Source organism: Desulfotomaculum defluvii (genome assembly GCF_054657375.1).
On sequence record NZ_BAAHYV010000007.1, the window covers coordinates 920644 to 934147 of the forward strand.

Below are 13504 nucleotides of genomic sequence, written 5' to 3' on the forward strand. Positions count from 1 at the left end.
TTCTAAACCAATAACCCCTGCCTCCCCTTTTTGCTTATCATATAGATTATTGGAAGATTCTAAAACTCGTAGTGTTCATTATTATAGAATAAAAGTTGAAATATTGGGAAACCTAAATTAACTATTACTCGCAAGGGGGTTCATAAGTGAGTAACCAATTTATAATTTTGTTATTGCTTGTGGTACCTTGGTTAACTTTACTATTAATGAAAAAGGAAGATTTAAAGCGTTTTATGCCTGCTGCCTTATTCACGGCATTTACCAGTGGAATTATATATGAGCTAGGAGTTATGGCAGAATTTTGGTATTTTCGAGAAGTAGCTTTTCCTTTAATTATGTTTGGCCTTCTTCCGGTAGCCGCAATATGGGTTTTAAGTTTTACTTATGGGCAATTTTGGCGTTATGCCATTACAAATGCCATCCTAGATTTGGGATTTGCTTTCGTTTTGTTCACTTGGTTTGGTTGGAGAGAATTAATAGGCGTAGGACCTTGGACTCGTATTATTGTCTACATAATAAATTTTTTACATTCTATACTAATATACGGATATCAAATCTGGCAGGAGAGACGTATTCGTGTTTAACTTGTGGATAGATACCTAGTAGCCCAAACGAGTCATCCTTTGTTCAAATCATTAGCTAATTTCACCGATAGTGTTCTTATATTAATAATGTTCGAGAATACCACAATTAAGGGTTATGGCAAATACTATATTACATATATTAATTTCTTTTTGGGGGATACCATGGAGGAATCTGTAAAAGGTTTTTAGACAAAATCACATACCAGTACCCATTGCCTTTACCGAAAACGATGTCAATGTTAAAGCCCCTCGTCTATACTCTGATGTTTTTGCCTTGCGCTATATTAAACAGTGGTCAATAATTGGGTTGACTGCTTATAGTATGGCTCTAGGTTTAGCTGCAAGAGCTGATATTCGTGAATTTTATAATAATTGCATTAGAACCACACTTGAATTAGACAATAGAGCTACTGAAGTTCTATTGAATAAAGGAATTTACGTCCGTGCACCCTATATTGATCCACCGCAAGAACCACCCATCCTGGGTGGTAATTATTTTTCTGCAAATATTTATAAAATGTTCACCGTTAGATTTCTCTTACTACTTTTATTTCATTTGACGAAATTCAGAAGGATACACTAAGGAAGTATTTAATACATATCGTTTATAACCAGTGATATAATTTATATATTTGAACCTAATGTTGGAAAGGTGTTTCTATGGATAAATATCTATTACAACTGATAGTTTTAACTTTTATTATTCACTTGATCGATACACTTGCTTACTCCGTTAGATTAAATGCAGTCAAATCTGGGCAGTTTGCATTAACAACTTCTCTCTTAAATATGTTCGTTCTAATATCAAGAACGGCCAACATGTTACAAGGACCTTTAATTGGAATTCTAATTGGCTTAAGTGCTGCAAAAAGCATTGATCCAGTAGAGGATATTAGGATAGTTTTATTAAGTGCAACTGGAGGAACCCTTATAGGAATAATCTTGATACCTTTAGAAACATACCAAAGAGGTTACTCCTCATAAATATACTTATAACAGCCATATACACTATAGGCGTACTAAGTGCTTTTTATTCGACAACTTTAGTTCACCCTAACTTTAAATTAGCTGCAGCTTCTTCATCAGGATTAATTAATGGTGTAGCTAGTATTCTACTCACACTATTTGTAGACCCTAAAGCAGCCATTATCACTGACCAAGCATATAGAGGGGACAGACCTTATGACGATGTAAAAGCTCTTGTAATATTGTTAATTAGTTCTAAATTGATAGGCACATTAGTTGGTCAAATATTTTTTCTTCCAGCTGCAAAATTTATTGCATTTTTTTATGGTTAGGTTATAGCAAAGAATACTGCCCAAATCTTAGAATATTATTGCTATACCGATCTCCAAAGTATATTTATTGCATCCACTAAAGGAAAGTTATTTTTAATCAACTGAAGTTCTGAAATAAGGCAGTCCTTACTCCTAGCAGCAAGTTCTAAGAAATTAACATCTTATACACCGATATAGTCATAACACTCTGCCCCAAAACAACGTATATGTAAAGAATCCATAGTAGCCGGGCACATTTAGTATGAAGTCCGGTGAATCATCCCTGCAAAGACGCTGATATTCTAATTTATTTTCCTCCAATAACTCCAGATTATCTTCTCCCCAACGCATTTCAAAAAGATCTACCAAGGCTTTCCGCATTTGCTGACTTAAGGGAGGGTTAATATCACTGACAAAAGTTTGTGCCCTTGTTTCACTCAAACCTGCCTGTTTAAACCATTCCAACGCACGCATACTATGTAACTCAGGTTTTGTTTTTGCATCAAAAGGAGCTATCCCTAAAGAAGTTGCATTCAACCGGGCCTCTAAAACCGGGTATCCAGGAAGTAGCATTTGCGAAGACCAGCTAAGAATATATATGAACCCCCCCAGCTTCACAGTCCTGGCAAGCTCTTGCAGTAGTAAAACAGGATCTATTTTTAGATAGCCAACGAGATCCATGCTAAAAGCCCAGTCAAATAAATCCTCCTTAAATGGAAGTTTTGTTATATCACCCTTTATGAAAGAAACCCTCTCCGTCAGGCCTAACTTTGATGCCAAGGAGCGTCCTTTTACTAAAAATTTTTCTTCTATATCAAGACCAGTAACATGACCATGAACCCCTGCTGCTTCTACTAGCATCAAAGTAAAGAAACCAGTTCCGCATCCTGCATCCAGTCCCTTACTCTCAGGAGGAAGAGGGAGTGTATCTACTATAGTTCTTATAACAGATTCCCGCAAAATATTAGATAACTCCAGCCTTTTAAGGTATTTTTCTGTATTTGACATTTTCATCACCCCAAATACATTAGACACACTATTGGTTTATTCGTATGATATACGAATATTTGTAAGTTCGATGCAAAATACAGCAAATCCAGATCATATTACTTCTGGATTTACGTTCTGGATTCTTAAACTTATCTCCTTTAACCTATTAAACAACGAGCATATATTTAGAGCGAGTGATGGAAATCGAACATTTTTTTATGTAGGGGGTTTTGAGTAGCCACCTACTCCATTACAGCTCTATACCTATGATGGCGTTTACTCCTTGATTGTAATAATGCTTCACCGGATTGATCTCGCTGACAAGATCCGCTGCCTCGATGATCTCTGGTTTGGCATTTCTACCAGTAATAACAAGGTGCATACCTTGGGGGCGGTTTTTGATCCATTCTAGAATCTCCTGCAGGGGCAAGATATCATTAATGGGAAAGCTATCGATGGACAGAGCATTATTCAACTCATCGAGAATGACAAGATCATAACCTCCGCTGGCAACTTTTTCTTTAGTGAAAGTCCAGGCCTGTTGCAGTGCTTTGCGGTGTTCTTCCGGTGTCTTGGTCCAGGTAAAACCGCTACCCATTTGAAATATCTCAATGCCAAGCCGTTCGAAAACTATTTTCTCACCGTAGGTGTGCTCTGGAGATTTTATGAATTGTATCATGAGCACCCGCATGCCGCGACCGAAGGCACGAATCGCCAAGCCCAGTGCTGCCGTTGTTTTACCCTTGCCATCTCCTGTATATATTAGGAATAACCCCCGCTTGTTATCAGGTTTATCCATAGGTTCCACCACCTTCTAACATTTGATTAACTTTATTTGATATTCTTCTATTTTTGTTTCTCTACTTACACTGGAAAGGTAGTTTAAATACCAGGCTTTTTAGTTCAACCGGAATCCCTGCTGTAACGAGAAATACTTGTCCGCAGACCTGGGCCACCCGTTGGTTCATCCATCCGGCAAAATCCCTAAATTCTCTACCGAGCTGATATGGAGGAACTATTCCATCACCTACTTCATTGGTTACCAACAACAGGTGACCAGGAAAAGCAGACAACGCATTGATTAATGAATCAATTTTGGAAGTAACTATAGTAACTGTGTCCTCTTTTTCAGCTAGCATTAACCAATTGGTTAACCAGAGGGTTAGACAATCCACCAAAACTACTTTGTTTCTGGCCTGGATATCTGCCTCTGTACCAAGAGTAAGTAAGGTAGTGACTAGTTCATAGGGCTCCTCAACGGTTGTCCAGGAAAACCCAGAATCCTTGCGACGTTTGCGATGCAGTTTGATTCTTTGCTTCATTTCTTTGTCCAAAGCCTGGGATGTCGCAATATAAATGCCGCTGCTGCCTAGAGAAAGTGCATATTTCTCCGCAAATGAACTTTTGCCGCTTCTTGTCCCTCCTGTTATCAGTGCGATCATTGGATCAGCTCCCATTACTTTTTTGCACTAATTCCTGTAAAGCTTGCAGAAGTCTTGCATTGTCCCGTTCTGACCGAACCGCTACCCTAAAATAATACCCATCTAAACCGATGAAATTTTTGCATTGTCTGATCAAGATCCCCTTTGGTCCTAAGAAATTTTGAATTTCCTCTGCTGAGTAGCCACTTTCCCGGCAGTCCACCAAGATAAAATTTGCTGCGGGACACAAAGGCCTGAGACCAGTGATGGAGGTCAGACCTTCTACTAATAGGGTTCTTAAGCGGCCCATTTGTTCTAAAGTACTGGCACTATACTGTTTATCTCGCAATGAGCTAACTCCAGCCACCTGAGCCAGTAAATTAACCCGCCAGGGGGGTAAAAAAGACATTAAAGTTTCGATGACACTAGGCGATGTGGCTAAATAGCCCAATCGTATCCCAGGTATGGCGAAAAACTTAGTTAACGAACGTAAAACATACAAATGGCCATTAGATGGAATCTCTTGCATCAGTGATTGCTCCGGGAAAACAAAATCCATAAAGGCTTCATCCACTAAAAGATCAGCTCCGCTGGCTTGGGCCTGTGTCAATAGAACCTTGAGATGTTCTTTTAATACTAGTTGTCCAGTTGGATTATTGGGATTACAGATAATTGCTAAATCACCTTGTCTTAACTGTCGGCCTACTGCTTCAATATCCAAGGTAAACCCGTTGTGCCTGTCTAAGGGAATGTGAATTTGTTCAATTTTCCTAAAGGCATCAGCATATTCACTAAAGGTAGGCACTGGCAATAAAACCCTGCGAGGTTTTAACAACCTGCCCAGAGCGTAGATAAGTTCTGCTGCACCATTCCCCAAAATCAGCATTTCCTCGGGAAGACTGGTTATTTGGGATAACTCTTTACGCAAAGTTTCCGCCTGGGGTTCTGGATAATGTTGAATCTGAAGCAATGCTTGTCGCATCGCTGCCAAAGCTAGAGGTGATGGCCCCAAGGGGTTAATATTGGCACTGAAGTCCAGTAGCGTTCTCTCTTTTAGGCCATAGGTTTGTGCTGCTAGCCAGATGTTTCCACCATGTTTTTGCATAGATTCCGCCTTCCTACTTTATCCCGCCGTTGACCATTGATGTAAGCCAAACCTGCCATTCAGGTTTTTTACAACTAATGTATGTGGCAACTTCAGTTGCCTCTCTGTCAGGGTGCATTATCATACCCATAACTGTGCCGCTATGGGCCACCATTACACCCAAGGCTTTCACTTCCGAAGCCCACTTTCTCCATTGAGCTAAGTGAGGTTTGGGTAATACCACCTGATTGGCCTCGGCACTGATACTGGCGCCATAGCCCAGCATTTGCCAATCTTTAGTTAATAATCCCCGGGTTACTAAATCAGTGGCTTGGCGAACTAGGGGTTCCTTTTGTAAGTTTTTACTAGCCAAATCCTTACGATGATTGAATAGAATGGTATCCACTGTCCCTCCGGGATCCGCAATAACCACTTTTAGGGGAGGAGCCTGTCCTAAATATTTCTTGGGCTCTCCGGTTATATGATTGCAGAAGGTAATTCCCGGAAACATTAGTCCATCACTTGGTTCAATTTTGGCAGCAATTTTACCAATGGTTTCCGCTGTTAGTTCTTGACCAATGGCTCTGGCGGTGGCAAGGCAGGTAGCTGCAATATCAGCAGTACTACTAGCCATTCCTTTACTCTCTGGCAAGAGGGAATTTCTTTTGATAAAGCCCCGAAAGTATGGCTTTTCTAAATAATCTAGCGTCAATTTAAGTGCACGACAGGATTTTTCTAGGTGAGTTCTCTGATCTCCACCTTGGCTCAGCTCAACTGTTATTTCACTCCATAGATCAATGGGGCAAGTAATAAGAAAGGGTTCTCCCTTTATGGTACCTTGTACCAGCTCACCACAGGTACCAGGAGCAGTGGCTGACCCGCGGAAAATTAAAGTATTTTGGTTTGTTGAACCAATAGGATAAGAAAAATCACCCACGTTTCAATCATCTCCCCTAAAGCTCCATAGGTATCACCTGTCATGCCACCTAATCTTTTTACAATAAAATTCACCTTAAGCCAGGTAAGGAAAAATATCATTGTTAACAGGGCTAATCCTAGAATTTGTAAAAACCACAAATAGCCAGCTATCAGTGTTAAGGTGGCTAAGCTTAACTGAACACTGCCTGCCTGCTTAAGACAGGCTCCTAAACCACCTGTGGCCCTGGCATAAGGGTAGCAGATAATGGCTAAAACCATCGCCCAACGACCTGCCATTGGGGCCAGCATAAAAGCAGTCAACTTTAGTGCCATATCGAGTTCGAATAGGAAAGATATTTTCAGAAGCAACACCGTACCAAAGGCAATGACTCCCATAGCCCCAACACGGCTGTCTTTCATAATCTCTAACTTTCTATGAATTTCACGTCCACTAAAGATGCCGTCCGCTGTATCCATCAGCCCATCCTGATGCAATCCTCCGGTGAGTATGATTATTGATACAAGTCCAAGAACATCGGCAGCTAAGTTTAAGCCTAAGGAGTGCAGGGCATAGCAGACCCCTGCAGCAAGGGACCCTAGCAGAAAACCTACCAGCGGATAATAAGCAACAGATTTTGCTAATTCCTTATTATCAGCCATTTTATTGTAACAAGGCAAGACTGTTAAAAAACTAACTGCTAGCCGAAAAGAGCTAAACAAGAATATGCCTCCTGTATCCTAATATAATATATATCTAAATATCACCCCACCTGTTACCACCAAAGCGGTAACACCATAGGTAAGGTTAAGTGCTTGTGGAATATGGCTGTAAGATAGGGGCAATTTTTCTTCTCCCATCACCGACCTGTGGGATATCTGACCGCCATAGTGGTTTGTGCCTCCCAGTTGAATTCCCAGTGCGCCAGCCACCGCAGCTTCAGGAATACCACTATTGGGACTGGGGTGTTTAGGGGCATCTCGGAGAATAACCCTAACGGTGGTAAAAAAGCCTCCGGGGTAAAACACAGCCAACCATGGATAACAAAAACCCGCTAATCTTGCCGGTATGAAGTTGGCCAGATCATCTAGTCGAGCAGCAGCCCAGCCTAGATGTAAGTACTTTTCATTCCTATGACCAATCATGCTATCCATTGTGTTGATGGCTTTGTAAGCCATGGCCAGAGGTGCCCCACCAATAAAAGCATAAAAGAGCGGTGAAATAATACCATCAACGGTGTTTTCCGCCACAGTCTCCACAGTGGCCCTGGTAATTCCCCGATCATCTAATTTCTCTGTATCCCGTCCAACGATCATGGCAACCTTAGAACGGGCTTCGTTTAAATCACCTCTAGCCAGGGGTTTAGCCACTGCCAGGGCGTGCTGGCCCAGGCTCTTCACGGCCAGTGTTGTGGCAAGTAGCCACAGGTGTACCACAAAACCCAGGTAGGGATGGATCATTTCTGCCAATTTAATCATCCCCCAGGTTCCAAGCAAGACGAAGGAGACAACAACTACTACCAAAAGTATGCCGCCCAGCCGTAATCCCCTAGGACCCGAGGTGAATTTTCGTACAGAAGTTTCGCACCTATTAATTAGGTATCCCATTAAAACTACCGGGTGGGGAATATATCGGGGATCACCCACGAAGATATCCGTTAGCAATGCTAGCAGAATAAGGCTGATCATAGTTTTCCTTCCCCTAGGCCCATTATCTGATAAAGCTTTTTCATATTTAGATGTTGTCGCACAGTCTCAGCCAAGTTATCATACTTTTCTTCTCGGTTAGCCGGAAGTTGTGCCAAGGATAGCTTTTGCAGGCCCTTTGCTTCTCGTAGAGAATTAAGCCAAGCCAATAGCAGGGCCTTATTATCAAACAATCCGTGCATGTGGGTCCCCCAAATGTTACCCCGTTTGTCTACAGCACCATCTTGCAAATCTACAATATGACCAGAACGTTGGGTTATCTGCAGCAGGGGTTTTGCTTGGCTACCCAGTGTAACCTGGCCAGTGTGAATTTCGTAGCCAGTTATTTCCTGGTTAGTTACATCACAACCATTAAATTCTTGACAAGAAAATTTGGCTTTACAACGGTGGGTTTGCTTTTCTTGGAAAAAGGTTGTTTCTATGTCCAGCAGCCCCAAGCCAGTTATGTTTCCTAAGCTTGCCTCGCTGCCCCATGGGTCATAAAGCATTTTCCCTAGCATCTGGTAACCACCACAGATGCCCACAATGGGTATACCACTTTGGGCTAATTCAATAATTACTTGATCAGTGCCCTTTTCTTTCAGGTACTGCAAATCTTCAATGGTATTTTTGGTGCCTGGCAGAATCACGACATCCGGTGCCCCCAGGAGATCTCCAGGACGCACAAAACGTAGGGAAATTCCCGGTACCTGTCCGATTAAATCAAAATCGGTAAAATTGGAGATGCGGGGTAATTTGATAACGACAATGTCCAGTTCAGACCCGGTGGAAAAAGTCGTATTTCCATCTAAAGCAACGGAATCTTCCTGTTCAATACCATGTTCGTGTAGATAAGGAATTACACCCAATACTGGTTTGCCTGTTCGCTGCTCCAAAAATTCCAATCCGGGCTTGAGTAGTTCAATATCACCTCGAAATTTATTAATAAGAAAGCCTGCTACCCTTTCACGCTCATGGGGTTCCAATAGTTCTAAGGTTCCCACCAAGGAAGCAAAGACACCGCCACGATCAATATCCGCTACCAATAGCACTGGGGCTTCTGCCAGCATAGCGGTTCGCATATTAACTATATCTCGATCCTTTAGATTGACTTCCGCAGGGCTACCAGCTCCCTCAATGACCATTACCTGAAATTGCCGGCGCAGATCCTCGATACATTGACTCACTAGGCTGACCGCTTCAGGTAAAAACTTTGCTCGGTAGTCCCTGGCACTCATATCTGCCAGGGGCTTTCCCAATACCACAATTTGCGCATTGAGGTCCTGTTTTGGTTTAATTAACACAGGATTCATAGTCACTGTGGCCTCTACACCCGCTGCCTCTGCCTGGGCCCCCTGGGCCCGTCCTATTTCTCCCCCGGCTAAGGTTACGTAGCTGTTGAGGGCCATATTTTGGGCTTTAAAGGGTGCCACACGAAAACCGTCCTGTTTAAAAATACGGCACAGGGCCGTACAAAGCAAACTTTTCCCCACATGGGAAGAGGTTCCCTGAATCATGATGGTTTTTGCAAGGGCCAAAGCAGCACCTCCCTTATTTGTAATACAGCAGTGCATTGATGGTTGCAGCTGCCAAGGGACTACCACCACGGGTACCTAAAATAGTAATGTTTGGCACATCCATTTGCGACAGCAATTCTTTGGAGTGGGCCGCCCCCACGAAGCCCACTGGCATACCCACAACCAGGGCCGGCTGCAAGCCTTCTTTAATCATGCGCATCAAGGTAAATAAAGCGGTAGGGGCATTACCGATGGCCACCACTTGACCATGCAAACGGTTGCCGAACCTCTCCATGGCCACAGCCGACCTAGTAATTCCTCGTTGCTTGGCTTCTTCCACCACTTCTTGACTGTGTACTGCACAGTGTATCTGACCACCCAATTCCGCCAGACGACGGTTATTTATCCCAGCCTGTAGCATGGTCACATCTGTATAAACATCGACGCCAGCTTTCAAAGCTTCCAGCCCCTTGTCCACGGCCTGGGGATGGAAACGAACCTGTGAACCCAAATCAGGATCACCGCTGGTATGTATAATTCGACTAACAACAGCCTTCTCTACTGGTGGCAAGTTTAAAGATTTAAGAAACTCTGCTACCTGCCGCATACTTTCACGTTCAATCTCCTGGGGCTGCCAAATGATATCCTTAAAGTCCATAATTTTTCACTTCCTTGTGTGCTAGCTCGCCTTAAAACTTTGGCAATACTGCAAAACTTCTGCCGGAGAATGTAGTACCAAGGGGTAATGCAAGCGGGGTCGCTGCCAGATAACAATGGGGATACCTAGCTCTAAGGCCGCCCCTATCTTCTCCTGAACGCCACCTGTATTGCCGCTATCCTTGGTGATGATGACCTCTGACTGGTATTGTTTATATAAGGCCATATTCAATTCTTGGCTGCAGGGCCCTTGCAAAGCAATCATGTCCCTTGGTGTTAATCCCAAATTTAGACAGTTAGCAACAACCGCTGGCTCGGGCAAAATCCTGGCCACCACCTTTACACCAGTTTCCTTGGCTGCAGCTATGAGCATGGGTAGGTTTTTACTGCCCAGAGTTGAAAATATGACCCTGCCTAGGGACAAAGCCTTCTTAATACTACTGTTCAGGTCATCACAAGCATATACTAGGGGGTGAACAGGGAGATTTGTTTGGGGCCTCTCCAACCGCACATAGGGAATTCCCACTTCTTGGGCAGCACCAATGGACGTCATTGATACCTCGGCTGCAAAGGGGTGGGTGGCATCCACCAATAGCTCAACGCCTTGGCCCAGGAGTTCCTTCAAAGAAGCTCTATCCAATGCCCCTGTCCGGGCCTGCTGCACTCCTTGTTCAAGCAGTAGCTGGCTGCCGTAATCTGTCACAGTGGAAGCCAACACTTTAAACCCTGCGGTCTGCAATAATGCAGCCGTTTTTCTACCTTCCAGGGTGCCAGCCAGTACTAGGATCACAATCTATATCCCCTGGGTGTTACCATCTGTCCATCTATCACCCGAGTCTGTGAATTGCCAATAATTACGGTGGTTAGCATATCAATATCATGGTTTAACATTTCCTGCAGAGTCGTAATGGTTTTTTGTTCATCGCCGCGCCGAGCCAGTCGGACAATGCCTACCGGTGTATAAGGTGCCTTATGTTTTAGCATCAGTTCTTGGGCAATTTTAATATTGTCCGGTCGGCCGTGGCTGCGAGGATTGTACAAGGCAATGATAAAATCGCCGGCTGCTGCTGACTCCACCCTTTTAAACATGATTTCAGTGGGAGTTAATAAGTCGCTCAGACTAATAACAGCAAAGTCATTCATGAGGGGTGCTCCTAGGCTGGCGGCTGCTGCTGATACAGCCGTAATACCTGGAATGATCTTCACCGGAACCTTCCCTTCGGCAACCTCCAGGATTAGTCCGGCCATACCATATATACCAGGATCACCGCTGCTGACAACAGCCACCACTTTTCCCTCAGAGGCCAATTCTACCGCCTGTTGTGCTCTGGCTACCTCACCACGCATGGGTGTGGTCACCCTTTCCTTGTTCTCAATTAAATCTGGAATTAATTCTAAATAAGTATGGTACCCCACTACAACTTGAGCAGACTGGATGGCTGTTAGAGCTTCCTCCGTAAAGGTCTCACGGTTGCCGGGTCCTAGTCCCACCACAACAATTTGGCCTCGGCTAAGGCCACTGTCACAGGTCCAATTTTCTGCTTGGGTACTTTGATTAGCCCCATTCCACTGGCTATTAGGGCTGCTGGTTCGCATACTCCACCAACTCCTATTTGCTCTTTAACAAAATTTGATTTGGTATATTGTACAGAAAGATTTTTGATTTGTTCCCTAGTAACTTCAATTAAAGGGACCCTAAAATAATTGGCTGCTTGAAGTAGTCCATGTTCTTGCATTTTCAGATCCACTGTGGCCAGGTATTTTAGTGAGAGCAAACTATATCCCGAAGACCTAAAGGTAGCTTTGATTGCTGCAACAATTTGTACCCAGCTTACCCCTTTGCGACAGCCCACTCCAGCTATCAGATTCTTTGGCCTCAGCATTAGTCTTGGTTCCCCGCGATGCTGCACCAATTGGTTGGTTATATATACTACAGGTCCTTGGGAACAGCATTTATCGGGGTGGGATACGGTTAGACCCTGCATGACTTCTGGCCTTATGGTCCAGGGGGAAACAATCTTTACTGGTTCTCCCTCCACCAAAAGTCGGTTAAATAACTTTATTCCCTGGCTAGGATAAACCTGACAATCCAGTTCCTTAGCTAGCATATCCAAGGAAGCTACACCCACCACATCAGTGGCAGTGGTAATAACAGCTGTCCCGCCGATCAGTGCAGCCACCCTACGGGCTAGTGCATTGGCACCTCCTAAATGACCAGAAAGCAGGCTGATGGCATGCTGGCCCCTTTCATCCAGCACCACCACAGCAGGGTCAGTCCCTTTGGACTGAAGCAACGGTGCCAGTGTTCTGACAACTATGCCTGTGGCCATAACAAAAATTAATTGGCTATACTTTTGAAAAACTACCTTAACTGTCTCCTGCCATTGATCATAGAAGGTGGCAGGAGAAAAGCCAGCATGGAAAAGTCGCTCTGGAAGGTAAAGTTCAGCACCCGCTAAAAGGCTTGCCAGTTTTTGTGCAAGGCTGGCTCCCCCGTTAGTAAGAGCCAGTACTGCAACTTTATTCTTCATTTCGATAGCCATGCTCAAATCCCGCATCGTAAAGTAAAGAACGACCTCCTGAGGTTAGAAAATCACCAACTAAAATCAGAGCCGTACGTTTGATACCTGCCCTTTCCACCAATTGGGCCAATTCCTGGAGTCTGCCCCGATACACTCTCTCCTCTGGCCAGGAAGCCCGCTCCACCACTGCCACGGGTGTATTTGGCTCATAACCCTGCAGTAATTCCTGCTGTACTTTTTCTATCATACCAACTGAGAGGAAGACGGCCAGCGATGCCCTGTGCTGAGCCAAACTGGCTAACTCTTGTTCAGCTGGTACCGGTGTTCGTCCCGCTAGGCGGGTAATAATAATTGTCTGGGAACCTCCGGGGACGGTATATTCCCTTTTCACAGCAGCAGCGGCGGCCAGAAAAGAACTTACCCCCGGTATGATTTGGTAAGGAATGCCTTGCTTATCCAGTAATGTCATTTGCTCCCCAATGGCCCCATAAATGCTGGGATCCCCTGTATGCAGCCGTACTACCACCTTATTACGTTGATGGTATTCCACCATCAGTGCTATTATTTCTTCTAAAACCAGCGGGGCACTGTCAACCAACCGGGCTTCTGACCGGCAGCAGTTCATTACCTTTAGTGGTACTAAAGATCCTGCATAAACAACCAAGTCAGCCTGTTGTAACAACCGCCAGGCCTTAACTGTTAGTAAATCCGGGTCCCCTGGACCTGCTCCGACAAAATAAATCATCCGTTCATCATCCGTTCCAGTTTATTTGCTGAGAGAGTCGCATAACTACTTGTTAGTTGGCATGCGACACCCCAAAATTGGCCATGAGTCGTGGGCCTTGGGCTTT

General features: G+C 44.1%; 14 protein-coding genes and 2 pseudogenes. 3 read left to right on the forward strand and 13 right to left on the reverse strand.

Annotated elements, in window-relative coordinates; genetic code table 11:
- Positions 1 to 146: 146 nt before the first annotated feature.
- From ACYQ03_RS11580 to ACYQ03_RS11590, 3 genes and pseudogenes are all read left to right on the forward strand, one after another.
- A complete protein-coding gene (locus tag ACYQ03_RS11580; protein WP_459910093.1) occupies positions 147 to 584 on the forward strand; it encodes a hypothetical protein in 438 nt (145 codons plus the stop codon).
- 193 nt (positions 585 to 777) lie between these two features.
- Positions 778 to 1167: pseudogene (locus ACYQ03_RS11585) on the forward strand (DUF3231 family protein); the annotation flags it as partial.
- 77 nt (positions 1168 to 1244) lie between these two features.
- Positions 1245 to 1813: pseudogene (locus tag ACYQ03_RS11590) on the forward strand (lipid II flippase family protein); the annotation flags it as partial.
- A 246-nt stretch (positions 1814 to 2059) separates the two neighbouring features.
- Here the strand turns inward: ACYQ03_RS11590 and ACYQ03_RS11595 are convergent.
- The 13 genes from ACYQ03_RS11595 to cobM form a co-directional block, all read right to left on the reverse strand.
- Positions 2060 to 2869, reverse strand: a complete 810-nt coding sequence (locus ACYQ03_RS11595; RefSeq protein ID WP_459910094.1) for a class I SAM-dependent methyltransferase — start codon at positions 2867 to 2869, stop codon at positions 2060 to 2062.
- Between the two features lie 232 nt (positions 2870 to 3101).
- Positions 3102 to 3650 (reverse strand): cob(I)yrinic acid a,c-diamide adenosyltransferase, encoded by a 549-nt coding sequence (gene cobO, locus ACYQ03_RS11600; RefSeq protein ID WP_459910807.1) that lies wholly within the window; start codon positions 3648 to 3650, stop codon positions 3102 to 3104.
- 61 nt (positions 3651 to 3711) lie between these two features.
- Positions 3712 to 4293 carry a bifunctional adenosylcobinamide kinase/adenosylcobinamide-phosphate guanylyltransferase gene (cobU, locus tag ACYQ03_RS11605; RefSeq protein WP_459910095.1) on the reverse strand — a complete coding sequence of 194 codons (582 nt, stop codon included), beginning with the start codon at positions 4291 to 4293 and terminating at the stop codon, positions 3712 to 3714.
- Between the two features lie 4 nt (positions 4294 to 4297).
- Positions 4298 to 5377, reverse strand: coding sequence for a threonine-phosphate decarboxylase CobD (cobD, locus tag ACYQ03_RS11610; RefSeq protein WP_459910096.1), 1080 nt, complete (start codon positions 5375 to 5377; stop codon positions 4298 to 4300).
- A 13-nt stretch (positions 5378 to 5390) separates the two neighbouring features.
- Complete coding sequence (locus tag ACYQ03_RS11615; RefSeq protein ID WP_459910097.1) at positions 5391 to 6293, reverse strand: GHMP family kinase ATP-binding protein; 903 nt, start codon at positions 6291 to 6293, stop codon at positions 5391 to 5393.
- A complete protein-coding gene (gene cobS, locus ACYQ03_RS11620; RefSeq protein WP_459910098.1) occupies positions 6245 to 6994 on the reverse strand; it encodes an adenosylcobinamide-GDP ribazoletransferase in 750 nt (249 codons plus the stop codon). The genes ACYQ03_RS11615 and cobS overlap by 49 nt, the downstream gene beginning before the upstream one ends.
- 18 nt (positions 6995 to 7012) lie before the next feature.
- Positions 7013 to 7960 carry an adenosylcobinamide-phosphate synthase CbiB gene (cbiB, locus tag ACYQ03_RS11625; RefSeq protein ID WP_459910099.1) on the reverse strand — a complete coding sequence of 316 codons (948 nt, stop codon included), beginning with the start codon at positions 7958 to 7960 and terminating at the stop codon, positions 7013 to 7015.
- Positions 7957 to 9495: a cobyric acid synthase gene (locus tag ACYQ03_RS11630; protein ID WP_459910100.1), complete on the reverse strand. Its 1539-nt coding sequence runs from the start codon at positions 9493 to 9495 to the stop codon at positions 7957 to 7959. The genes cbiB and ACYQ03_RS11630 overlap by 4 nt, the downstream gene beginning before the upstream one ends.
- 13 nt (positions 9496 to 9508) lie before the next feature.
- A complete protein-coding gene (locus tag ACYQ03_RS11635) occupies positions 9509 to 10132 on the reverse strand; it encodes a precorrin-8X methylmutase (RefSeq protein ID WP_459910101.1) in 624 nt (207 codons plus the stop codon).
- 21 nt (positions 10133 to 10153) lie between these two features.
- Entirely contained in the window at positions 10154 to 10921 is a 768-nt protein-coding gene (cobK, locus tag ACYQ03_RS11640; protein WP_459910102.1) for a precorrin-6A reductase, read from the reverse strand.
- Entirely contained in the window at positions 10918 to 11727 is an 810-nt protein-coding gene (gene cobJ / locus ACYQ03_RS11645) for a precorrin-3B C(17)-methyltransferase (RefSeq protein ID WP_459910103.1), read from the reverse strand. Before cobJ ends, cobK begins: the two co-directional genes overlap by 4 nt.
- Entirely contained in the window at positions 11613 to 12674 is a 1062-nt protein-coding gene (locus ACYQ03_RS11650; RefSeq protein WP_459910104.1) for a cobalt-precorrin 5A hydrolase, read from the reverse strand. The genes cobJ and ACYQ03_RS11650 overlap by 115 nt, the downstream gene beginning before the upstream one ends.
- Positions 12652 to 13398 carry a precorrin-4 C(11)-methyltransferase gene (gene cobM, locus ACYQ03_RS11655; protein WP_459910105.1) on the reverse strand — a complete coding sequence of 249 codons (747 nt, stop codon included), beginning with the start codon at positions 13396 to 13398 and terminating at the stop codon, positions 12652 to 12654. The genes ACYQ03_RS11650 and cobM overlap by 23 nt, the downstream gene beginning before the upstream one ends.
- Positions 13399 to 13504 lie beyond the last annotated feature (106 nt).

What these genes read in the sequence shown, in the direction of transcription:
- cobO (WP_459910807.1), bottom strand. Translation starts at nt 3,650, where the DNA reads ATGGATAAACCTGATAACAAGCGGGGGTTATTCCTAATATATACAGGA.
- ACYQ03_RS11635 (WP_459910101.1), bottom strand. Translation starts at nt 10,132, where the DNA reads ATGGACTTTAAGGATATCATTTGGCAGCCCCAGGAGATTGAACGTGAA.
- cobJ (WP_459910103.1), bottom strand. Translation starts at nt 11,727, where the DNA reads ATGCGAACCAGCAGCCCTAATAGCCAGTGGAATGGGGCTAATCAAAGT.
- cobD (WP_459910096.1), bottom strand. Translation starts at nt 5,377, where the DNA reads ATGCAAAAACATGGTGGAAACATCTGGCTAGCAGCACAAACCTATGGC.
- cobM (WP_459910105.1), bottom strand. Translation starts at nt 13,398, where the DNA reads ATGATTTATTTTGTCGGAGCAGGTCCAGGGGACCCGGATTTACTAACA.
- ACYQ03_RS11595 (WP_459910094.1), bottom strand. Translation starts at nt 2,869, where the DNA reads ATGTCAAATACAGAAAAATACCTTAAAAGGCTGGAGTTATCTAATATT.
- cbiB (WP_459910099.1), bottom strand. Translation starts at nt 7,960, where the DNA reads ATGATCAGCCTTATTCTGCTAGCATTGCTAACGGATATCTTCGTGGGT.
- ACYQ03_RS11650 (WP_459910104.1), bottom strand. Translation starts at nt 12,674, where the DNA reads ATGGCTATCGAAATGAAGAATAAAGTTGCAGTACTGGCTCTTACTAAC.
- cobU (WP_459910095.1), bottom strand. Translation starts at nt 4,293, where the DNA reads ATGATCGCACTGATAACAGGAGGGACAAGAAGCGGCAAAAGTTCATTT.